The following is a 21643-nucleotide window of genomic DNA, read 5'->3' as shown; positions in this document are numbered from 1 at the left end:
TGTTAGATTATATAACATATGAAAGCGCCTTGTCTAGCAGGACTTTTCCCTCTACACTGCGCTCTCCGCCACCTTGAGCGAAAGTTTGGTTGCCTCCACCCTTACCTTTTATCTCAAAGAGTAACTTGCTACAAATTTCCTTCATGCTAAAGTCTACTTGTGTTCCACTTGCACAAATACATTGAAGCTTGTCTTCCGTTTCATTAATAAACACAATAAGATTATTCTCTTTCTCTGCTGTCATCCATTTGGCCATCCATTGCAATTCACTGATTGAACGATTAAGAAAAACCTTACCGACAACCAAGCAGTTATCGTTTGTCTTTGCTGTAGTCATTAATTGACGTGCTTCAAATTGCAAAAGTTGTTCTCCATTTACCTCTAATTGCTTTTGCAAGCTTTTCATATCCACTAAAAGCTTTTTAATTGTTTGTGCTACATCTTCCTCAGGTGCACTTAATAACTTGGTTGCTTCATTCAAAACTTTATTTTTTTGATGCAATTGCTGCAATACCCTTGCACCACAAACAAAGTAAATTCGCGTTTTCTTTTTATGTCTCTCTGTTCCGAGAATTTTAATCACACTTACTTCCCCAGTTGAAGAAGGGTGTGTACCACCACATCCATTATAGTCAAATGATCGAATAATCACTAAACGAATATGATGAGAGACCGTTGTTTCTTTTCGAAGTGGATACTTGTAAAGATCCTCTTTCTCTACCCATACTGTCTCTATTTCTCTATTTTCAAGAATGATTTGATTCGCTACATTTTCCACCCTTTCGAGTTCTCCATCCGTTACGTCTTCAATGTCTAAATCTATTGAAACAATTTCTTTGCCTAAATGAAAGCTAATCGTTTGATATTGAAACGTTTCAGCAAAGGCAGCTGAAAGAATATGCTGACCAGCATGCTGCTGCATATGATCAAAGCGACGGTCCCAGTTAATTTTACCATCGACTTTCTCCCCTTCGTCTAACAACTGCGCCAAATAATGCCTAATCTCACCCTCCTTTTCTTCAACATTCATTACCTCTACACCATTTAGCCATCCCTTATCAGCAGGTTGTCCACCACCGGTCGGGTAAAACGCAGTTTCTTCTAATACGACGTAGCTGCCTTCTGTATCTTTACCTACCTTAGAGATATTTGTTGTAAATGTTTGTGTATAAGCATCATTATAAAATAGCTTTTTTGTGAAATTCATCTCTTTATTCCCCCGCCTTTTTTGCCAAATGTAAATATTGTTGCTGTATTTCATCAGGGACCATACTGCCACCTGTTCCCCATACGAGATGAGTTGCCTTACTCATATTAGTAATACCAACTTGCTCAGAATACATTGATTGAAGGATTTTTTTCGGACCTAAGAACCCTGCTAAAGCTGAAGGCTCCAAGAAAATACCCTCCTCGTTTTTCAAAAAATGCATCATTTCATACAACTCACGGTCCGAAACAGTATATACACCACTTATCGCTTTTTCTAGCATATGACCAACTAATTGAGAGGGGCGTCCAACAGCGAGTCCATCCGCCTCTGTCTTCAGCTCTATTCCAATATCCTGTACCGAAATCTTCTCATGCAGGCCTGTTCGCAAACCTAATAACATGGCCGGTGCGTGTGTCGGTTCAGCAAAGAAACAATGTACATGCTCACCAAAAACTTGTTTTAAACCAAAGGTAATGCCCCCTGGCCCCCCTCCTACCCCACAAGGTAAGTAGACAAATAATGGATACTCTTGAGAGATGCTAATTTGCTGTTCTTCTAGCTGTTTCTTTAGACGAAAGGCAGCAACTGCATATCCAAGAAAAAGGTGTTCAGAATGCTCATCATCTATAAAATACATAGTCGGATCGCTCTCTGCTTGTCTTCTACCTTCAGCTACCGCCGCGCTAAAATCTGAAGTATGCTCGATGACCTGTACACCTTTTTGCTTCAATAATTCCTTCTTCCACTTCTTTGCCTCACTCGACATATGTACATATACGCGAAATCCAAGTTTTGCACCCATTATACCGATACTTAAACCAAGATTACCTGTAGAACCAACAGCTATACTATACTGTGAAAAAAATGCCTGCTGATTAAATAATTTGCTATAATCATCAGTAAGGTTAAGAATCCCTTCAGATAAAGCAAGGTGTTCTGCATGCTTTAATACTTCATATATCCCACCTCTAGCTTTAATAGATCCCGATATAGGAAGTTCATTATCTGCCTTTAGCAGTAAGTCTCCTTTGACATTTACATGTTTTTCCTTCATATTGAACAATGTGAGTAGAGGAGATTCAATGATACCCTTCTGCTTGCTTGTTTCAGGAAAAGCTTTAGCAATATATGGAGCAAATCTTTCTAAACGTCTTATAGCGTCTTCAACATGTACACTAGATAAAGGACCACGAATCGTAGAATCATATTGTTGATTCAACCATAGTACTGGTTCATATTTAACTAGCTTTTTAATAAGTGAATCATCTGCTAATAACTGTTGTATTTGATTATTTATCATATCCTATACACCTTCTTATCATTACGCTTTATCCTTATTTTGGCCGAACTACATTGGTTTTGTCGAGTGTAATTGTAAAATTGAGAAAGGAAGAACCCCCATGACTACATTTAAAAAAATGAATCTGCTGAGCCTATTTTATGCACTCATCGCTTATTTCCCCGTACAACTTTCAAGCAATGTTAATAGAATCAGTCGCTGGACAGGCATAAATGTCAGTATGGTTATCATTATTAGTAATACACTTATTCTGATCATCCTTCTCTTAGGTACTGCCTATATTTTTCATTTAACTACAAAATGGCTACACCATAAAAGAATAAGATATTTTACTAGCATTACTTGGATTCCTTTCTTTTCCATCATGATGCTTATCACTGCAATATTCTTACCGTTTTCAATGACAATCGAATCACCTAACCCAGTCACCAGTATCATTATTCTTATTTGTGTCATTCTCTATCCTATTTACATATTAATTGTTAATGGGTTCATAGCCATGACTCAATCATCTGAACAACCTTTAGTAGATAAAATGAAGTAAAGCTAATTCACTACAATTTAAGTAAATTTATTCACAAAGAGTTGTACACATCTTGTGTTACAGCCTTTTGTGATTAATTTTACTCCACTTAAAACTAGCCTCTCCATGGGGAGCTGGCGGCTGTTCCAAACAGTGAATATCTTTTTCAATTACTCAAAACTCTCCCTCCACTTTTTCAACAAACATATCACTTCTTAGCCAATTTTAAAAAAATCGAGAGTCTATCGGAAATGAGTCATGATATTTTAACGATATGGAGCACTTCTATCAACCTTTTGGAAGTGTATACATCAAGCAATAATTGTATTTCGTATTTCATTTCATTAGATTCCTTCACTTTTACTATTTCCACGAGATGCTAAAAAACTGACTCTATATTGTCGTACGTATACGACAATCTGAGTCAGTTTTTTTATTGGTCGATATTTCTTAAATACACTTGCCAGTCTTTTATTCTTTCCCAATCACAAGCCTCTTGATTATATGATTGATCCTTTAAAAAACATGTGACCTTTGTCTCTTTTAGTGTGTGCAATATTTGTGGTTTATCATCAACATAATAATCTAGCTGAAGATCTTTAATGATATTCACTTTTTCGTGATCCTTCATTCCACAGAAAAAGTGACCTTCTTCAATTGGAAAACCGAATTGCATCATCCAAGCTTTCGTTTGCTGGCAATAGTCCGCATCTCTTGCGGTAATATAAAAGATCTCATGCCCCATTGCCGCCAGCTTCTGTAAAAGCTCAAGTGCGCCAGGAAAAGCTTTGCAGTTCGTAAAGAAGATTTCCTCTTGATGTTGATTCCACATTTTGAAACCTTCATCATCAGTCAAATCATATAAAGAATGGATTTCAAGTGTGTTTAATTGTTGAAGTGCAGATGCTTCAATCTCCTTCTTTAATTTCCGATTATAAATACTTAATGCATGTCCTCTTAAATCGATTAAAGTATCATCAATATCAAAACCAAACCTCATCATTTCAGTCCTTTATTTGTTAGTAGGATATCCAACAAACTTAAAGTCTTTGCCAATCGGAGTCACCGTTACATGCTCTAATTCTACCGCTTCACTCATAAGAGCAACCCCTGTACCTTCTAAAAAGGTTGGTGCTTCTTTTCCACCAACTAACTTAGGCGCTAAATAAATTACTACTTTATCAATATAACCGTCCTCTAAAAAGGACGCACTGACATTGCCGCCGCCTTCAATCAGAACAGAAGAAATTTGCTCTTCTTTTAACATAGTCATTACTTCAGCGATAGTTACTTTTTCTGTTGATGTATGAAAGAGACGAATGCCCTTCTCTTCTAGCTGGGCTTTCTTCTCTTGATCATAGTAGGAACCAGTAAAAACCCATGTTGGTGCTAATCCATCATTAACAAGCTGACTTTCCATAGGGATACGTAAAGTTGAATCTAACACAAGTCTAATGGGATTTCTACCATTTTGTATTCTAGACGTTAGAGCTGGGTCATCATGAAGCACTGTTCCAATTCCAACTAAAATCGCTTGATGGTTACTTCTTAACTGGTGTACATCTAATCTTGCTTCTTCTGAAGTAATCCACTTACTGCTAGCTGTATGTGTAGCAATTTTACCATCCAGTGAAATACCAGATTTCAGTGTAATGAAAGGACGATCAGCAGTTATATAATGATTAAATACCTCATTCATCTCTATTGCTTCTTGTTCACAAATACCAATAATTACTTCGATACCTGCTTTTTCTAATATCCTTACTCCATTCCCACTAACAATAGGATTGGGGTCTAATGAAGCGATAACGCATTTTTTTATCCCCGCTTGAACAAGGGCCTCCGCACAGGGACCCGTTCGTCCATGATGGGAACAAGGTTCCAAGGTAACATAAATCGTTGCCCCTTTCGCTTGATCCCCTGCCATATTGAGAGCATGAATTTCTGCATGTGGTTCACCTGCTTTCATATGCGCGCCGATACCCACAATCCGCTGGTTATTTACAATTACGGCACCTACAAGCGGATTGGGATCTGTTTGTCCCTTCATCGCTTTGGCATTTTGCAATGCTAACTCCATGTAAAATTGATCATTACTCATCTCTCGACACCCCTTCTGCCTGAAGATGTCCGGATTTTAACACCTTTGTTTGCAGATACTTTTCATTAAAATCAGAGATATCCCCCCATAGTGGTGTCCGACCTACTAATAAGGCTCCTGCATCTGTTAAAGCAACTAATTTCTTGGGATTATTCGTGATTAATGTAATAGGCTTTTTCCTCAATTGTTGTAATACAGTGATTGCTTCATCATATTTTCGAGAGTCATCCACAAAGCCAAGCTCTTCATTTGCCTCGACGGTATCATAACCATTTTCCTGCAGTACATAAGCCATCGCTTTACTAAATAACCCAATGCCTCTTCCCTCATGATTAGCTAAGTAAAACAATGCGCCCGAACCATTTGCCACCATCATTTTCATAGATTGCTTAAGTTGGTATCCGCAATCACAACGCTTGCTGCCAAAAATATCCCCGGTATGACAAATCGAGTGGAAACGCACCAATGCATCTTCACTATCCTCAAAATCACCGTAAACAAGGACACTTGATTGCTGTGAATCAGCAAGATTAGCAGAAGATAAATGAGCGACAATCTTGCTCGTATCTTCCATCACTTCAGCACTATCTAACCAGCAATACCATTTAAAATGCACAGTTTCTCCATCTAGGTTTACAGGTAAGCGAATCGGCCCTACTAAATAAACAGAACGATCACCTCGATCAATTCTCTGAATCTTTTTTTCTAATATTTCAATTGCTTTTGTTTCTATGTTTATTTGATTCATTTATTTCTCCCCCTAAGACTCAGGCAGAGACAAACTGCTCTCTGTATGAAGCCTCCATCTTTTGTTGCTCTAATTGTAAAGATTCAATATCTGTTCTTCTATATCTTTCAAACTCATTTAAGCATGCAGCACTTGTATCGTTTGCAGCTAAAGCTTTAACTATCGTTGGATATAAAGTTTCTGCATCAATCAAGGCACTATTTAAGCCAAATGCGCCTGTTGGACTCATCGTATGAGCTGCGTCTCCCATTAGTACTAAGCCATCCTTAACCCAAGTTTGGCAACGACAACTTTGTACATTTAGTAAAATAAAATCCTGCCACGATTGAATATACTTTAACACAGATTGTTGTAAATCTGGAAATGCCTGAATTAACTTTTCTATATATGTTTCCACTGGTTGTTTCCTAATCTCTGCAAAAGCACCTTTATCTATATTCCATCCCACTTGAATATAAGAATTCGTTTGTGTAAAAAGCGCTAGTTGATGATCGTTTACTAAGCCTTGTCGTATAACAGGTTGCCAATTTTGTGGTGCAGGGAATTTTGCCCAAAGTAAATCGTAATCGTGTTCAATTTTTTCAAATGGAATTTTAGCTAGCTTTCTAATCGTTGAATGCCTACCATCTGAACCAATAACAATGGAGGAGTGAATCATTATTTCTTCTCCATTTTTCCTTTTCGCTTTTACCCCTTTTACTTTCCCATCTGAGAGCATCAATTCAGTAGCCCTTGTACCTGTTAATAGGCGATAGGCGGAGAACTGTAAAGATTCTTTTAATAGAACTGATAATAAATGCTTTTGCGGTACATGGATGCCAACATGTCTTTCATCTGGAGCAGGTGAGACAGTTCTAAGAATTCTCCCGTTCTGCCAGTACTCTATTCCTTCCATCGGCAATACACCTAATTGTTTGACCTGATCAAACAAATGATATTTTTTAAGTACATTTTCACCTAAGTGATTTAAATGTTCTCCTCTGAATTCTTTATCCATATTTTCATTACGTTCTAGCACGATGACATTGATGCCATTTTTCGCTAATAAATATCCCAATAATGCGCCGCCAGGTCCGGCACCAACAATACATACATCGTAGTTAACATCCATAAGGCTCACCTTTCTATTCAACGACTAACTTAATATTGTTTCCAGCGGGGTCACTCACCATATAACTGTCCGCTTGCCTTTCGACCTCTATATTCATCGCTTGAAGTCTTTCAACAGCCTGTTCAAGCTTGTTTTTCGGGAAAACGAGCGTATAGAAAGCCATCCCAACACTATTAGCTGAAGGCGCTACAGCCATGGTTCCGTTCCAAATATTTAAGCCAATATGATGATGGTACTTCCCAGTAGAAATAAACAATGCTTGATTACCATAATGAGTAACTACTTCAAAGCCTAGACCCTCACAATAAAAAGTTTTTGCTTCTTCTATATTATTTACATGTAAATGAATATGTCCCATAATTGTTTCATTCGGCATACCATTCCACTCATTACCGTCCCATTCACTCATAATACTTTGAACATCTAAGGCATTGGTGCCCATGACAACTTCTTCACCCTTCCAATCCCAAGACGTTTTTGGGCGATCAGCATAAATTTCAATCCCATTTCCGTCTGGGTCTGCTAAATAAAGGGCTTCACTCACATCATGATCAGACGCTCCTTGTAAAGGATAATTCACTTTAATAAAGTGGCGAATGATCTTAGCTAAGTCATTTCTCGTTGGAAGCAGGATGGCAAAATGATATAGCCCTGTTCTTCTCAGCTCTTTTTTCTGCAAACCTTCTGGCGCATGTAATTGCACTAAAGTTTGATTCCCATCAGCTGATAATGACACTTCATGCTTGCTTTGATGCAATACTTGGAAACCTAATATATCTTGATAGAATCTTAGTGATGTTTGTAAATTTGTTACTTTAAGATCTATTTTCTGTGCGTAGATATTTGGCTCTGCATGAAACGTATTCATTTGCATTAACCCCTTTAATTGTCTTTTAGTTATGTTAGTTACTTTATGTAAGTAATTATATTTTTGTTAACTACTTGTGTCAAGTACAATAATCATGTATTGTTAAGATATAAGGAAATCATCGAATAGGGGTGACCATTTTGAATCAAGCACTGATATGTCCTCGATTCGAAAAAGCCATGAGTATCATGAGCCAACGTTGGACTGGTCTAGTAATCTATCAACTATTAGCAGGACCTAAACGCTTTTGTACATTAGAATCTTCAATGAGCATTAGCGGTAGAGTCTTGTCCGAAAGATTAAAGGACCTTGAACAACAAGGTATTGTTAAACGCGAGGTGTATCCGGAAACGCCCGTAAGAATAGAGTATTCGCTTACAGACAAAGGAATGGCCCTAGAGCCCGTTTTACGCGAAATAGAGAAGTGGTCTCAAGAATGGTTGCAAGCCGAATAAAGAACGACAATAAATCCCCATATACGTACTATGGGGACCTTTTTTATGAGTGAGGTCTTTTGCCCACACTTCTCGCTACTTCCATAGCCGCTTATATGCGCATTTTATTCTTATCAGAGGCACCTCCCTCTTTTCTCCCCTCCCCAAAAAAAATTTCCGGCACATTGGCCGGAAATTCATTCTTTTTTTCTCTTTAAAAATAACGGGATAGACATAACTGCTGCTCCGCCTATAAAAAAGAGCCAATTCTTATTAAACTTTCTGGTGCCCAAATTTTGTTTTACTATCTCTTCCTTTTCCTTACCCTCACTTGATCCAAGTCCTTTCACAAAAGCAAGTAGAATACTCATTCCTTCCCTTACCTCTGAATCCCTTAGCATAGATAGCATGGTCACTTCCTTTTTTTCCTTATCTGATTGTTGAACCTCTACCATGCGGGTAAGTGCAGTATTTATTTTATCAATCATCGGTTCCCATTCCTTTAAATCTATTTTTCCTAAGACTTCAAGGAGAAGGAACGAATTTTTAATTGATCCTGTAACTTCAGGATGCTCCATTGATAACAGGACACGATCAAGAATTTTGTCACTTTGTCCCAGCATACTTTCTACGATATGAAGGATGCCTTTTTCGTGGATTCTTTGTATTAAGTGTATAGAATCAATAATTGCTCGGCGGTTATTCACAATACTATCTTCCAGTTCCTTTAATTCCCTATTTCTCTGCTCTTCAGGCGACACTTCGATTTTTCGTATAACTGTTGTTGCTTTAGCCATGTCTCCTCCTCCTCCTCTCTCTTACAAGATCTCCAGGGAAAATATAGTCGCTCCTCTGCCATTTCCCTTCCACATTCACACCTACTTGCGGTTGAGGTGTACCGAAGCGATGATTCTTCCGTGGTAATGGAGACTCTCCATCTTCTTCTATTACCTCAAGCTTTGCTGAAATCTCTTTATATGCAGGCGTATCTGTATCCTTATCTGTATGCGAACTAGTTAAATAGTTAATAGCGCCCTCTCCAGATGTATTCATTGGTAAATAGACCTGCTTACCTTTTACTCGATCAGTGACGAGGCAGCTTACCCTTACACTGCCATAGGGAGATGTTAACTTAACTTTCGTACCATCTCTAATCCCTCTTTCCGCTGCCAATTCGCCTGAAACCTCCAGAAAGACATTAGGTGTTTTACCGGAAATCGCTTTAGATTTGTAAGTCATATTCCCTTCATGAAAATGCTCTAGCAGTCGACCATTGTTGACATGGATATCATATTCTTCATTGAAAGTAAGCGGTTGTGTCCATTTCACTGGATGGAGAATAGCTTTTCCACCCGGTAGTGAAAATCCATCTGTGAATAAGAGTGGAGTATCCTTGCCATCTGCTGCTACTGGCCATTGTAGACTTTTATAGCCTTCTAACCGATCATAATTGACTCCAGCCATTAACGGGGTAAGAGATGCGGCTTCATCCATAATCTCACTTGGATGTTGATAGTTCCAATCTCCACCTAGTTGATTAGCAATAGCCATAATAATTTCCCAATCAGGCTTAGAATCACCCAGCGGTCCCATTACTCTATATAAACGTTGAATTCTTCTTTCAGTATTGGTAAACGTTCCTTCTTTCTCCAAACTAGGGCTGGCTGGTAATACTACATCCGCATATTGGCATGTTTTCGAGAAAAAGATATCTTGCACAATAAACAGTTCTAGTTTTTCAAAAGCTGCTTGTACATGATTGATATTCGTATCAACAATCCCCATATCTTCGCCCTTTATATATAAAGCCTTTAATTTCCCTTCATGAATGGCTTCTACCATTTCTTGATTATTTAAACCAGGCTCACTAGGGAGGTCCACACCCCACTGCTCCTCAAAACGTTGTCTGACACTTTCATCGGTTACATATTGATAACCAGGGAAACGATCTGGCATACTGCCAAAATCACTTGTTCCTTGCACATTATTATGACCTCTAAGTGGATAAGCACCTGCACCTGGTTTCATATAGTTTCCTGTTACAAGAAGCAAATTAGAGATAGCTGTACTTGTGTCACTGCCTCCACCATGCTGTGTCACACCCATCGCCCAAAGGATAGATGTTGTTTTTGCTTCATGAATTCTTTCAGCGATTGAGATCAGCTCTTCTTCTGATAAGTGCGTCACTTCAGAAGCGTATGATAATGTATAGGGCGTTAAACTTTCGAAGAAAACTTCTACATCATTGACATGCGCAGCTAAGAACGCTTCATCATGCCAGCCTTGATCGACAATATATTTTGTCACTGCTGAAAGCCAAACAAGATCGCTGCCCGGTGCAGGTTGAACGAAAAGGTCTGCTCGTTCAGCTAATTCATGCTTCCGTAAATCTGCCACAATCACTTTTTGACCGTTTAGTTTCTGCGCTCGTTTTACTCTTGTCGCCAAAACAGGGTGGGATTCTGCTGTATTGGAGCCGATAGAAATGATTAACTCTGCTTGAGCAATATCACTAATGCTGCCAGAATCGCCTCCGTAACCTACTGTTCTCCATAGTCCCTTTGTTGCTGGAGATTGGCAATAACGGGAACAATTATCAACATTATTTGTCCCGATGACAGCTCTCGCTAATTTTTGCATTAAATAGGACTCCTCATTTGTACATTTAGAAGATGCAACAAAAGCTAATGAATCAGGTCCATGATTCGTTTTTATCTCAGTCATTTTTGAACTAATAAAAGTAAGCGCTTCCTCCCACTCCACTTCTTTGAAACCTTCTTCATCTCTTATCAATGGCTTGGTCAAGCGCTCTTCACTATTAACAAAATCCCAGCCGAATTTACCTTTCACACAAGTTGATACACCATTTGCTGGTGCTTCCTCCTGCGGTTCTACTTTTAATATTTGCCTTCCTTTTGTCCACACATCAAACGAACAGCCTACGCCACAATATGTACAAACTGTTTTCGTCTTATTAATTCTTTCTTCTCGCATAGTTGCTTCTATATCCGAAATGGTTAAAAGAGACTCATAACCTGTTTCAATATTCTTCGTTAGTTCAATCATCGGACGAAGAGATTGTTGTTTAACACCGGTTAAGAATCCGGCTTCTCCTTCCATCCCAACTTCCATCATGGCATTACAAGGGCAAACAGTTGAACAATGACCACAGTTTACACATGACGATTCTTCAATCGGAGAATCCTTGTCCCAAATTACTCGTGGTCGCTTTAAATCCCAATCAATTGTTAACGTTTCATTAACTTGTAAGTTCTGACATGCCTCGACACATCTACCACAAAGGATACATTGATCAGGATCATATCGATAAAACTCATTTCTTTGTACTTCTGCATCTTTTGATGTATGATCAGTCTCTTGATGGGAAATCTTCATTTTCTTGACGGTATTATGTATTTCGCAATTGCCGTTATTAAAGTCACAAACTGTACAATATAATTCATGATTACCTAATATGCGATCCATAGCGATCATCTGTGCTTCATGGATATCTTCACCTACTGTTTCAACCTTATCATTTGGCTGTAAGGTCGTTGAGCACGAACGGACATATTCCCCATTTACTTTCACAATACAAGTGTCACAAGTTTCAATAGCTCCTAAACTAGGATGATAACAAAGTGATGGTACCTCAATATTCATTGTATTTAATAGCTGCATAACCGACTTTTGATTACTCATACTTGTTGTTTCTCCATTAATTGTGACCTCAAACTTCTCTGTCACTATGAGCCCCCCCTTAATCCCTTTATTTACCTATCTACTATTTCCCCTTTACCCATTCATTCCCTGCATAAACAGCATTGTATTTTTATAATTTTCCGTTAATTTTAATGGTTATAATCAAATGTCCTTCTCTTAACCAATAATTAAATACGATATGAATCGCAATACTCTACATATGAAAATTTAATAATTCTCATTTAAGTAGGATTGTTATTCACTAAAAATCTATTTTTTTATTTCTAAAACGAAAAAACTCATCCCCCCAAACAGTCAAGTTTGGGAAAGGATGAGTAACAAACTGAATTAGTGAATATTCGTTTTCCTAAAGCTTCCACCTTTCACTTCTGCTACATCATAAACGGTGACAAATGCGCCGTCATCAATTTCAGAAATGATTTCTTTCATTTTGCTTTCTTCTAAACGGTTAATGACACAAGTGATTTCGATGAACTTTTCATGCGAATAACCGCCATAAGCTTCTTTATACGTAGCACTACGCCCAAGACGGTCGCGAATGGTTTCAACCATAGCCACTGGTTCAGTTGTAATGATTTTAAATGTTTTCGATCCACTTAACCCTTCCTCAACGATATGTATCACTTTACTTGCAATAAAATAAGCAATCGCAGATAAGAACGCCCCCTGGAGGCCGAACACAGTAGAAACAATTATAAAGACAAATAAATTTAAGAATAGAATTAAATCACTTGTTCCGAATGGGAGCTTTCGTGAAAGTAGCACAGCAAGCATGTCGATTCCATCAAGTGCCCCACCATTACGTAATGCTAACCCCATACCAAAACCAAGAATAATTCCACCTACAACTGTGACAAGGAGTGTATCACCTTGAATAATGACTGGTATGTGATGCATGAGGCTTGTACCTGCAGCTAATGAAGCAATACCAATAATTGAATAGATGGCAAATGTTTTACCAATTTGTTTATAACCTAACCAAACAAAAGGTATATTAAGAATTGCGATTAAAACACCTAATGGGACATCAAATAGTTGCGAACCTACAATGCTGATGCCCGTAACGCCTCCATCTGATACATTATTAGGAATCAAGACTGCCTCTAGTCCATAAGCAGCGATAAAACCACCTATAATAACAATCAGACATCTAATCACCATTCTTAGTATACTTTGTTTACTTTTCTTTTTACTTTTTGTTTCCATAATAATCTCCTCTTTACTTTTTCAAATTGATACATGGCTAGAATAAATTCCTTATCATCCCTTTCTAACGAAAATTTACCCCTAAAAAACAGTTACTTCTATTATAACTCAATTATTCTCATCCTTTGTAACAAGTTTCTGTCTGATTCTTAATAATATCCCATATTATGGGCAAACTTAGTTTGAAATAAAGGAGGAGACAAAATGTATAAAAAACAGGAGAAAAAGCTCATTCTCTTAGCCTTTTCAATCGCTTTTATTCTCGGCTTATCCATCCTCGGACGCTTGTTCCACTAATTATAAAAGATAATAACGAAAGAAGGGATTCTATTGGCTAGCGAACAAGGCGTTTTATATAGCCGTGCTTTGACAGAGTTAACATTAACTTTCCATATCATTTATGCAACCATTGGTGTAGGAATCCCACTAATGATTATGATTGCCCAATGGATCGGAATTAAAAAGCAAGATGACCATTACATATTACTTGCTCGTCGTTGGGCAAGAGGATTCGTCATTACCGTAGCTGTTGGAGTTGTGACAGGAACGGCAATCGGCTTGCAGCTTTCTCTTCTTTGGCCACATTTTATGGAACTAGTAGGACATATTATTGCTCTGCCATTATTTATGGAAGTATTTGCTTTCTTCTTTGAGGCAATTTTTCTTGGAATTTACTTATATACATGGGATCGATTTGAAAATCAAAAAAAACATTTACTATTGTTAATCCCTGTTGCTTTAGGTGCTTCATTTTCGGCTGTTTTTATTACTGTGGTCAATGCTTTCATGAATTCACCCCAAGGATTTGATATTGTCGATGGACAGATTGTTAATATTTCTCCATTGCTTGCTATGTTTAGTCCAGCTATGCCGACAAAGGTAGCACATGTTTTAAGCACGGCCTATATGACTTCAGCGTTTATACTTGCTAGTATTGCTGCTTATCGCATGCTTAGAGGTTCAACACATCTCTATCATAAAAAAGCGCTTTATTTAACTTTAAAACTTGCACTCGTCTTCTCCATCTCCACCGCCCTGTTAGGTGACTTCGCTGGAAAATATTTAGCCGAATATCAACCAGAGAAGCTTGCGGCTGCCGAGTGGCATTTTGAAACAGAAGAAAATGCGCCTCTTATTCTCTATGGTGTATTAGATGATGAAGAGATTAAATATGCCATTCGGATACCTTACGCTTTAAGTATACTTGCCCACAGCAATCCATTTGCCGAAGTCATCGGTTTGGACCAGTTTGATGAAGATGTTACGCCACCTTTATATATTCATTATTTATTCGATATTATGGTGACTTTAGGTATGCTCCTTATTTTAATTGCTTTACTTTATATTATTGGGCTTATTAGAAAGTGGTCATTTATTCATTCAAAATGGTTTTTATGGATTATGGTGCTTTCCGGTCCACTTTCAATGATCGCCATTGAGGTAGGGTGGTGGTTCACCGAAGTAGGTAGACAGCCTTGGATTCTACATGGGTTGATGCGGACAGCTGAAGCGGCAACTAGTAATGAATATGTAGGCTGGATGCTTGTTCTATTTGCCTGTTTATACCTCTTGCTCGGTGCAGGGAGTATTTACGTACTCACTAGTATGTTCAATAGAAACACGGTTGAACAAGAATTAGCTGATCGAAAAATAGAAAAAGGCGGTGACACTTTTGAGTCTTGAGATAATTGGTATTTTTGTACTTTGGCTGTTTTTGTTTGGTTACGTTATCGTTGCATCTATTGATTTTGGCGCAGGATTTTTTAATGCCTACAGCTTATATAGAGGCAATCAACATATTTTAAATAAAATCATTCAACGTTACTTATCCCCAGTCTGGGAAGTCACCAATGTATTTCTCGTCTTTTTCTTTGTCGGTATCGTTGGGTTTTTTCCACAATCCGCTTATTATTATGGGACCACTCTGTTAGTGCCGATTAGCTTAGCCATTATTTTATTAGCCATTCGTGGATCTTATTATGCTTTTTCAACATACGGAAATCGTATGCCCAAGAGGTATACATATGTTTATGGATTATCTGGCTTATTTATCCCAGCTTCCCTTTCAATTGTTTTTACAATCTCAGAAGGCGGATTTATTTCAATCGAACAAAATGGACCTGTGCTTGATATAGTCTCCCTTTTCACAAGCCCACTCACATGGAGTATTGTTGTACTGAGTATAACTGCAGTTCTTTATATCTCAGCTGTTTTCTTAACATGGTATGCCCATTATGCCAAGGACGAAGAGGCAACTATTTTATTAAGGAAATATGCACTAATATGGGCTATCCCTTCACTCATTACAGCAATTGGGATTATCGTTGAATTAAAGTTCCACAACCCAGAGCATTTTGAACGACTTGTTGATTTATGGTGGATGTTTGCATTGTCTGTACTATTTTTCATCGGGACGTTTATCCTTATATATAAGAGGATGAACTATGGGCTCGCATTCACTTTGTTATGCGGACAATATTACCTTGCCTTCTTTGCTTATGGCATTTCACATTATCCGTATTTACTGTATCCCCATTTATCAATATTTGATAGTTTCACAAATGAAGCAATGGCCATCGCTTTGATTATAGCCTTTATAGCCGGTTTAGGTTTGCTCCTACCATCGCTCTATCTTTTATTGCGGCTTTTCTTATTTAATAAGGAGTATGTACAAGGGCGAAATGATAGTCATGTATAAGAAGGGAGACATTTTAGATGAGTACATTTATTATTTTTTATGCGCCGTTTATTGTCATCTTACTATCCATTATCATCGGCTTTCGAGTTGCTTTATATGATCGATCAGCGGTTAACCGTAAAAAATAACGGGTTTATAAAGGTACAACGAAAGCAAATATTTTAGTCTAATTCTTTCACTCTGCCTGCACTATACATTGAATAAATAAAAGAGGAATAATGTTGTTTAGTATAATAGAGAAAAAATGGAGTAAGTACGAAATGAATATCACAATGTAAAAAGGGGGAAACGTTGATTACAGAGTTTTCCCAGCACAGAAAAAGGCAATCACTCCCTTTTATTAACTTTGGTGCGCATTTTTATTTGCGCACCCAAATTATTCATTTTTTCACTTCAGAATGGTGCTTCCTCCTCCTTGCAAAGGATATTATGAAGTCGCCTTCAAACCAATTACGCCGACAATGATAAACAACACGCTGATGATACGTTTTTTACTTTTTGGCTCTCCGAAAAGGAACATACTAAGTAAAACAGCCCCTGCTGTACCAATACCAATCCATACCGTATAAGCAATACTCACTTGTAAATATTGAAAGGAGGCATACAGGAGCGCAAAGGATATCCCAAAACCACCCATATAAATGACACCATTCTGAATGTTTTTTTGTTCACTATATTTTTTTAACCCAATAACACCAGTAATTTCACTTATTGCTGCTAAAATCACAAGAATCCAGCCCATCATGCTACTTGATCCTCCCTACTATGTTCTTCTATTTGATTATCAGCTAGCTTCAAACCGATAACACCGACTAAAATGAATATAATAAATACTACTTTCGCTAACCCCATTTCTCCATTGAAGAGAAAGACATCCATTAAAGACGTCCCTACAGTACCTACTCCGGCGAAGATAGCATAAACGGTGCCAGTTGGTAGATTCTCACATGCTTTGGATAAACAGTGAAAATCTAATAAAATCACTGCAACTACAAGTAGCCAATGCCACCAAAGATACGCTGTATTAAAGCCAAAAACCCAAACAAGTTCAAATAAACACGTTAATATAACATAAAACCAAGATCGATTCATCTTTTTCCCTCCAAATGACTGAATTTCAGTCATTTTTATCAAAAACCCACCACTGGTGAGATTTATTTAACCTACAAAAATCATAAGCTAAATAGCAGAAGATTGATAACCTAAACCGTATTTTAGAAAGGTTAGCACTTCTTCTTTTTGTTGCTTTGCTTTGTCTTCATCTGTGTGATCATACAAGTAAATTTGCTCCGCTGTCGATTCCACTAATCCAATCAAAATCTTTGCTGTACTTTCTATATTAAGGTTGGAACGTACGACTCCTTCTTCTTTAGCCGCCTGCAAAAAATGACTAATCCATTCGTAAAATGGTTGGTAAACAGTTTCCCATTGACGAATATGTTCGCTAGAAGCAAGACCAGCATATACTAAGGCAAGCACTTCTCGATACTCACTCGTATATAAAAAGATACTGTCGACCAGTTGCTTTAATCGATCAACAAATATCGCTTCACTATTTACTTCATGATGTACTCTGGCAATTAATTTTTCTACCATCACTTCTGCAATAGCCGGCATAACAGAAAGTTTCGATGGGAAATACAAATAATAAGTCCCTTGAGCAATACCTGCTAGTTTCACGATATCGGCAATTTTTGTTTTTTCAATGCCCTTTTCTTGAAAAACTTCAATTGCGGCATGCACAATACGCTCTTTTTTGTCCATTTATCAAACTCCTTAAACATGAATGAATATCATTCATTTTAAAATGGATTTAAGAAAATGTCAATGTCAACACAACTTCTACCCGAAGACAAAGGATATTTAACCACCTCCAATTGCCCTCGGAGTTTTTAATGTGCTTTATATAGCATTGTTACAACTGTTCCATATCTTTCTTTACTTTTCACAAACATTTTCCCTTTATTTTCGTTCATTAATTTAAAACAAATCGTTAAGCCAATGCCATTTCCTTTTTCTTTACTTGTGAAATACGGTTCGCCAATCCTAGCTAATCTTTCTTTAGAAATTCCCTCTCCATTATCCATGACGCGGATACGGATATACTCTTCATGCTCATCTAAAACAATTTTAACCTTCCCACCTTCATGAATGGCTTCCAAACTGTTTTTAATAATATTAATCATAACTTGCTTGAAATGGGACTTATCCATATTTATATAATGTTTTTGCTTTAATTTGTTAGTAAGTTGAATCTTCTTCCCTTGTTCTGTCGCCATAGCATTGAAGAGGAGGTTAATATTATTCACTTCATCAACTGCATCAAATGGCTCAACAGAAGGCAGTTCATCAGATTTAGCCTCAGGCTTCCCGAGAATTAATAATTCTTTTAATACTTGATTAATCCGATCAATTTCTTCAATAAGAATTCTCTCGTAAGCCGAGTCAGGGTTTCTTTCTCTTAACAATTGTATGAAACCACGAATCGTCGTTAATGGATTTCTTATTTCATGCGCTACACTCGCAGCCATTTCACCAATTACTTTCATTTTCTCTGATGAAAGAAGCAATTGCTCATTCTTTTTCTGCTCTGTTACATCATTACCAAAATAGATGGTGAACGATTGACCGGAATTTTGATATAGTTGCTTCATGCCCCACTGAATATAATAATTTTTTCCTTTATAATCTGTATAGCGGTAAGGTTGTTCAAACCCGTATGCAACCATTGGCAAAAAGTGAATAAGTGTAGATGTTTTTTTACCTAATAAAGTACGTTCTTTCTCATCAAATAATTGACAAAAGGAGCGATTCACCTTCACAATTCGCTGATCACTACCTGTAACAAGCAGATAATTAGGATTAATATCCATAATTTCTTCTAATAGTTCACTCTGTTTAATTAACTCAATATTGATATTGCGAATTCTTTGCGATTGCATTTGAAAAAAACCTAGAAATAAGATTAAGGCTGCAATGATAGAGTTAAAACTAGAAAAATAAAGCGGCGCAAAAGAAAAACCACTTATAACACCATTAATAAAAATAATCATTGCTGCTATTACTAATTGTAAGTAAAAGCTTCGATAATAAACACCTTTTAACTGTAAGGTGACGATAAACAAGAAAAACCAATTAATAAAAACAAGTAAAACATTAATGATAAACGTAAAATTCAATGGACCATAGATAGGAATCCAATGAGAAGGTGAAACGTTTACCGCTTCAACAAATCTGTAAGACTCGACTCCAAGTGAAGTAAAGTTTATCAAATACGTTATGATACTAATGATCGTAAATAACCACATTCCCGGTTTATTAAACAATATCCCAAAGCGATGTAAAAAAGGATTTTCTTTTACTAAATAGTATGAGAAATAATACATCGTTGGCATTATAAAAATCGGACCCATCCGTAAAATGCGGAACAACAAATCAATCGCTTGTAAAGAAAGCATCTGGTCAGCATAAAGAAAGGCAATATCCATTTGCCAAAATGACAACATTAAGAGGAAAATGGACAAAGCTTTTGTTAAGGAGGTTTTAGAATAGAATAATATGGATACAGAGATAAACAAGGGGATGAAAGAAACAGTTAATAATAAAACAAACTCCATCTTATGTCATCCTTTCCTTAGAGAAAAGGGCAGCATTATTGTTCCCACCATAGCCTTGTGAAGTAACAAGTACTTGTTCCACTGGGCTATGAATCACTTCGTCAACAACCAGAAGCTGCTCATACTTACCGACATCTACTCTGATGGTTGGCGGAATGAACTGTTCCTGTATACTAATTAAACCGGCCATTACTTGAAACATGCCCGATGCTCCCATCGCGTGACCAACATTCCCTTTAATAGAAGTAATGGGCACACCCTTATCTAGAAAAAACTCTCCATAAACCATTGCCTCAATATCATCGTTTGCTTCGGAACCTAAAGCCTGACTATTAATATAAGTCGGCATCCCTTTCTTAATTGTTCTTTCAACAGCCTTAACCATTGCCCGACCTCCTGGATCAGCAATGTAAGATGAATAAGCGGATTGGAACATGCTAGATTCCGCTAAATACCCTATTATCTCTTTTTTTCGTTTAACCGCTCCTTGCTCTGATTCCAATACTAATACGCCTGCACCTTCAGACATAGCAAAACCCTCACCTGTTGAAAAGGGACCCATGAATGTCTCTCCCGTTTGCAAGATTCTCAGTGGCAGAAATCCCGCCAATACCAAATCATTAATGGTAGAGTCTACCCCACCGACAATACACACATCTACCTCGTTTGCTTGCAGAAGAATTTTAGCCATATGAATGGCGTCTAAACTTGAAGTACAACTATTTGCTAAAGAAAAGGCTGGTCCTTCAATTTGCAATGAAGTACTTAAACAATTCGCCAAAGTATGCCCATTCATATTCCCTATGGCATAGGGACTCATCCTTTTTCCTTTGTTTAACTTAGTTGAATGGTTAAAAACCTCCGTTATTACACCACCAGAAGAGCCAACAATGATAGCAGTTGCATAATCTCTCGGTTGAATCTGTGCCATTTCTATTGCCCGATCTGTTGCATGAAGGAGCATTTGCGCTGACTTCGGTAATTTACTCGCCTTTAAATAAGAGTGGCTAATATCATTCTCATTTACTCTTCCAGTAAAAATGTGCTCACCGTTAAATTCTTCTCTATTTAATGTTGTCTTTTTATCTTTTAATATATTTGAAAAATCTTTGATTGATGTAATGTTAGGGCCAATCAATCCCATTCCAGTGACGACAACTCCCATAAATGCAACCCCTTTTGCATATATACACCTTTATCTTACTATTAATCTAGAAAATAAGATACGTTTCATTCATGACTAAACCCTTTCACACAACATGAATAGTACTATAGTAACATAAGAACACCACGCAGATTCAGGTCTTTTTCTCTAATAAAAAAAGAATTAAGCTATCTCCTCTTAATATTAGTGTGTGTTATTAAGATTCCCAAGTGAGGAAGCACCACGTATTTCAAATTCTTCTCCACATAAAAAGGTACCAACCTTTGTTAGGCAAGTACCTCTCCTTCTTTCATTACATCAAATACAATCAATTTTCCGTTGTAGCCGCAGTTTGTTCCCTAGCCTCGCCATTCCAATCTTTAGTTACATCCACCCATTGTTTTGCCCCTGCATATTGATATAATTCCTCACAAGTTAGTTCAATTGCTGAGTTTTTGCTACCACATGCTGGATATACCATTTCAAAACGCTGTAGGGAAGTATCAAGAAAAATATTCATTTCTTTTGATAAACCAAATGGACAGACACCACCAACCACATGCCCTGTATGATCAAGCACTTCTTCAGCAGAGAGCATTCTCGCTTTCATTCCAAATGTATGACGAAATTTTTTATTATCTATTCTGGCATCACCTGCAGCAACAACTAGTAGTGCTTTTTCTCCCTCACCTCGAAAAGAGAGTGTTTTGGCAATTTTAGCTGGAATAACACCAATTGCTTCGGCAGCTTGATCAACAGTTGCACTTGTCGTATCAAACTCCAATATATCTTTATCTCGACCATATTTCCCCAAGTGAGCTTTAACACTTTCAAGTGACATAATTCTTTCGCGGCCTCCTGTCAATATAATGTAAAAGGATATCATTCTTTAATAAGTAAAAGCAAATGTATTTGTTAAAAATTCAAAAAACATACAAATCTTTAAATCAAATTACTTTA

General features: G+C 37.4%; 20 protein-coding genes. 4 read left to right on the top strand and 16 right to left on the bottom strand.

Annotated features, from left to right (window positions below; genetic code table 11):
• Positions 1-7 precede the first annotated feature (7 nt).
• Positions 8-1207, bottom strand: coding sequence for a DHHA1 domain-containing protein (locus MKX67_RS02105; protein ID WP_322910308.1), 1200 nt, complete (start codon positions 1205-1207; stop codon positions 8-10).
• Between the two features lie 4 nt (positions 1208-1211).
• The gene (locus MKX67_RS02100; RefSeq protein ID WP_322910307.1) at positions 1212-2510 is read right to left on the bottom strand and encodes a D-serine ammonia-lyase; all 1299 of its coding nucleotides are present in this window, start codon (positions 2508-2510) and stop codon (positions 1212-1214) included.
• A 100-nt stretch (positions 2511-2610) separates the two neighbouring features.
• On the opposite strand from MKX67_RS02100, the gene MKX67_RS02095 reads away from it, so the two are divergent.
• The gene (locus MKX67_RS02095; protein WP_095370879.1) at positions 2611-3054 is read left to right on the top strand and encodes a hypothetical protein; all 444 of its coding nucleotides are present in this window, start codon (positions 2611-2613) and stop codon (positions 3052-3054) included.
• A gap of 412 nt (positions 3055-3466) precedes the next feature.
• Here the strand turns inward: MKX67_RS02095 and MKX67_RS02090 are convergent, their stop codons facing one another.
• Genes MKX67_RS02090 through MKX67_RS02070 form a run of 5 tightly spaced genes read right to left on the bottom strand, consistent with a single transcriptional unit; the run spans position 3467 to position 7861 of the window.
• Positions 3467-4033, bottom strand: a complete 567-nt coding sequence (locus MKX67_RS02090; protein WP_307315523.1) for an HAD family acid phosphatase — start codon at positions 4031-4033, stop codon at positions 3467-3469.
• A gap of 12 nt (positions 4034-4045) precedes the next feature.
• Positions 4046-5134: a bifunctional diaminohydroxyphosphoribosylaminopyrimidine deaminase/5-amino-6-(5-phosphoribosylamino)uracil reductase RibD gene (gene ribD / locus MKX67_RS02085; RefSeq protein ID WP_307315525.1), complete on the bottom strand. Its 1089-nt coding sequence runs from the start codon at positions 5132-5134 to the stop codon at positions 4046-4048.
• Positions 5127-5882 (bottom strand): GTP cyclohydrolase II, encoded by a 756-nt coding sequence (locus MKX67_RS02080; protein WP_322910306.1) that lies wholly within the window; start codon positions 5880-5882, stop codon positions 5127-5129. Before MKX67_RS02080 ends, ribD begins: the two co-directional genes overlap by 8 nt.
• A 19-nt stretch (positions 5883-5901) precedes the next feature.
• A complete protein-coding gene (locus MKX67_RS02075) occupies positions 5902-6993 on the bottom strand; it encodes an FAD-dependent monooxygenase (protein ID WP_322910305.1) in 1092 nt (363 codons plus the stop codon).
• Positions 6994-7006: 13 nt separating this feature from the next.
• Positions 7007-7861: a VOC family protein gene (locus MKX67_RS02070; RefSeq protein ID WP_095370883.1), complete on the bottom strand. Its 855-nt coding sequence runs from the start codon at positions 7859-7861 to the stop codon at positions 7007-7009.
• Between the two features lie 140 nt (positions 7862-8001).
• Here MKX67_RS02070 and MKX67_RS02065 point away from each other — a divergent pair, with 140 nt between their 5' ends.
• Positions 8002-8316 (top strand): helix-turn-helix domain-containing protein, encoded by a 315-nt coding sequence (locus MKX67_RS02065; protein WP_095370884.1) that lies wholly within the window; start codon positions 8002-8004, stop codon positions 8314-8316.
• A gap of 176 nt (positions 8317-8492) precedes the next feature.
• Here MKX67_RS02065 and MKX67_RS02060 read toward each other — a convergent pair whose 3' ends face one another.
• From MKX67_RS02060 to MKX67_RS02050, 3 genes are all read right to left on the bottom strand, one after another.
• Positions 8493-9092 (bottom strand): DUF1641 domain-containing protein, encoded by a 600-nt coding sequence (locus MKX67_RS02060; protein WP_095370885.1) that lies wholly within the window; start codon positions 9090-9092, stop codon positions 8493-8495.
• Positions 9085-12042: a formate dehydrogenase subunit alpha gene (fdhF, locus tag MKX67_RS02055; RefSeq protein ID WP_322910304.1), complete on the bottom strand. Its 2958-nt coding sequence runs from the start codon at positions 12040-12042 to the stop codon at positions 9085-9087. The genes MKX67_RS02060 and fdhF overlap by 8 nt, the downstream gene beginning before the upstream one ends.
• Before the next feature lie 303 nt (positions 12043-12345).
• A complete protein-coding gene (locus MKX67_RS02050; RefSeq protein ID WP_095370887.1) occupies positions 12346-13224 on the bottom strand; it encodes a YitT family protein in 879 nt (292 codons plus the stop codon).
• 330 nt (positions 13225-13554) lie between these two features.
• Between MKX67_RS02050 and MKX67_RS02045 the strand changes: the two genes are divergently transcribed.
• Positions 13555-14907, top strand: coding sequence for a cytochrome ubiquinol oxidase subunit I (locus MKX67_RS02045; RefSeq protein WP_095370888.1), 1353 nt, complete (start codon positions 13555-13557; stop codon positions 14905-14907).
• A complete protein-coding gene (locus tag MKX67_RS02040; protein ID WP_095370889.1) occupies positions 14897-15922 on the top strand; it encodes a cytochrome d ubiquinol oxidase subunit II in 1026 nt (341 codons plus the stop codon). The genes MKX67_RS02045 and MKX67_RS02040 overlap by 11 nt, the downstream gene beginning before the upstream one ends.
• Positions 15923-16349: 427 nt before the next feature.
• On the opposite strand, the gene MKX67_RS02035 is transcribed toward MKX67_RS02040, so the two are convergent.
• The 6 genes from MKX67_RS02035 to MKX67_RS02010 all read right to left on the bottom strand — a co-directional run bounded on the left by MKX67_RS02035 (position 16350) and on the right by MKX67_RS02010 (position 21524).
• The gene (locus MKX67_RS02035; RefSeq protein WP_095373550.1) at positions 16350-16664 is read right to left on the bottom strand and encodes a multidrug efflux SMR transporter; all 315 of its coding nucleotides are present in this window, start codon (positions 16662-16664) and stop codon (positions 16350-16352) included.
• The gene (locus MKX67_RS02030) at positions 16664-17014 is read right to left on the bottom strand and encodes an SMR family transporter (RefSeq protein WP_095370890.1); all 351 of its coding nucleotides are present in this window, start codon (positions 17012-17014) and stop codon (positions 16664-16666) included. The genes MKX67_RS02035 and MKX67_RS02030 overlap by 1 nt, the downstream gene beginning before the upstream one ends.
• Positions 17015-17101: 87 nt before the next feature.
• Positions 17102-17686, bottom strand: coding sequence for a TetR family transcriptional regulator (locus tag MKX67_RS02025; RefSeq protein ID WP_307315544.1), 585 nt, complete (start codon positions 17684-17686; stop codon positions 17102-17104).
• Between the two features lie 128 nt (positions 17687-17814).
• Positions 17815-19539, bottom strand: coding sequence for an ATP-binding protein (locus MKX67_RS02020; protein ID WP_095370892.1), 1725 nt, complete (start codon positions 19537-19539; stop codon positions 17815-17817).
• Between the two features lies 1 nt (position 19540).
• Entirely contained in the window at positions 19541-20704 is a 1164-nt protein-coding gene (locus MKX67_RS02015) for a beta-ketoacyl synthase N-terminal-like domain-containing protein (protein ID WP_095370893.1), read from the bottom strand.
• Positions 20705-21011: 307 nt separating this feature from the next.
• Entirely contained in the window at positions 21012-21524 is a 513-nt protein-coding gene (locus tag MKX67_RS02010) for a YbaK/EbsC family protein (RefSeq protein WP_095370894.1), read from the bottom strand.
• Between the last annotated feature and the right edge of the window lie 119 nt (positions 21525-21643).

Source organism: Cytobacillus sp. FSL W7-1323 (assembly GCF_038595015.1).
GTDB classification, from domain to species: Bacteria; Bacillota; Bacilli; order Bacillales; family Cytobacillaceae; genus Cytobacillus; species Cytobacillus kochii.
The sequence above is the reverse complement of the archived record's forward strand: the minus strand, read 5'-3'. Positions and strand labels throughout refer to the sequence as shown.

What these genes read in the sequence shown, in the direction of transcription:
- MKX67_RS02105 (WP_322910308.1), bottom strand. Translation starts at nt 1,207, where the DNA reads ATGAATTTCACAAAAAAGCTATTTTATAATGATGCTTATACACAAACA.
- MKX67_RS02100 (WP_322910307.1), bottom strand. Translation starts at nt 2,510, where the DNA reads ATGATAAATAATCAAATACAACAGTTATTAGCAGATGATTCACTTATT.
- MKX67_RS02095 (WP_095370879.1), top strand. Translation starts at nt 2,611, where the DNA reads ATGACTACATTTAAAAAAATGAATCTGCTGAGCCTATTTTATGCACTC.
- MKX67_RS02090 (WP_307315523.1), bottom strand. Translation starts at nt 4,033, where the DNA reads ATGAGGTTTGGTTTTGATATTGATGATACTTTAATCGATTTAAGAGGA.
- ribD (WP_307315525.1), bottom strand. Translation starts at nt 5,134, where the DNA reads ATGAGTAATGATCAATTTTACATGGAGTTAGCATTGCAAAATGCCAAA.
- MKX67_RS02080 (WP_322910306.1), bottom strand. Translation starts at nt 5,882, where the DNA reads ATGAATCAAATAAACATAGAAACAAAAGCAATTGAAATATTAGAAAAA.
- MKX67_RS02075 (WP_322910305.1), bottom strand. Translation starts at nt 6,993, where the DNA reads ATGGATGTTAACTACGATGTATGTATTGTTGGTGCCGGACCTGGCGGC.
- MKX67_RS02070 (WP_095370883.1), bottom strand. Translation starts at nt 7,861, where the DNA reads ATGAATACGTTTCATGCAGAGCCAAATATCTACGCACAGAAAATAGAT.
- MKX67_RS02060 (WP_095370885.1), bottom strand. Translation starts at nt 9,092, where the DNA reads ATGGCTAAAGCAACAACAGTTATACGAAAAATCGAAGTGTCGCCTGAA.
- MKX67_RS02050 (WP_095370887.1), bottom strand. Translation starts at nt 13,224, where the DNA reads ATGGAAACAAAAAGTAAAAAGAAAAGTAAACAAAGTATACTAAGAATG.
- MKX67_RS02035 (WP_095373550.1), bottom strand. Translation starts at nt 16,664, where the DNA reads ATGGGCTGGATTCTTGTGATTTTAGCAGCAATAAGTGAAATTACTGGT.
- MKX67_RS02030 (WP_095370890.1), bottom strand. Translation starts at nt 17,014, where the DNA reads ATGAATCGATCTTGGTTTTATGTTATATTAACGTGTTTATTTGAACTT.
- MKX67_RS02025 (WP_307315544.1), bottom strand. Translation starts at nt 17,686, where the DNA reads ATGGACAAAAAAGAGCGTATTGTGCATGCCGCAATTGAAGTTTTTCAA.
- MKX67_RS02020 (WP_095370892.1), bottom strand. Translation starts at nt 19,539, where the DNA reads ATGGAGTTTGTTTTATTATTAACTGTTTCTTTCATCCCCTTGTTTATC.
- MKX67_RS02015 (WP_095370893.1), bottom strand. Translation starts at nt 20,704, where the DNA reads ATGGGAGTTGTCGTCACTGGAATGGGATTGATTGGCCCTAACATTACA.
- MKX67_RS02010 (WP_095370894.1), bottom strand. Translation starts at nt 21,524, where the DNA reads ATGTCACTTGAAAGTGTTAAAGCTCACTTGGGGAAATATGGTCGAGAT.